Genomic DNA, 367 nt, shown 5'->3' with positions numbered 1-367 from the left:
TGTAATTACAGAGCAAACCAAATATACAATTGATCTTAGAATAACCGATGGTACCGTACTGGACTTGTATAGTGGCTGGTTAGATTTTTATCACAAACACCCTCCTATTGCGACCGCTACATTATTACTTGTAGAAGGTGAACGTAAGGTTACTGCTCCAGTAAAGCAGCAAGAGGCTACTCCACTGCAGCTTTTGCATAGAATGGATTATGACTATAAAGGTGCTCTAAGTTTCCATAAATCAGCGCGTAAACATTAAACCTCACTGAACGGTAAAATCTGCTCTGGTAGAAGGCCGGTCTCGTAGCGGGCTGCGCTCCCGGCGTTGTTCCTTGGAGAACAAAAGTCCACTCGCCATCATTATGCG

General features: G+C 43.9%; 1 protein-coding gene. It reads left to right on the top strand.

Going from position 1 to position 367, the window contains the following annotated elements; genetic code table 11:
• On the top strand, positions 1 to 259 hold a 259-nt coding region (locus E1189_RS22155), incomplete at its 5' end, for a hypothetical protein (protein WP_196220823.1).
• Between the last annotated feature and the right edge of the window lie 108 nt (positions 260 to 367).

Source organism: Parendozoicomonas verongulae (assembly GCF_009711465.1).
GTDB lineage: Bacteria > Pseudomonadota > Gammaproteobacteria > Pseudomonadales > Endozoicomonadaceae > Sansalvadorimonas > Sansalvadorimonas verongulae.
This window is presented reverse-complemented; position numbering and strand designations above follow the sequence as displayed.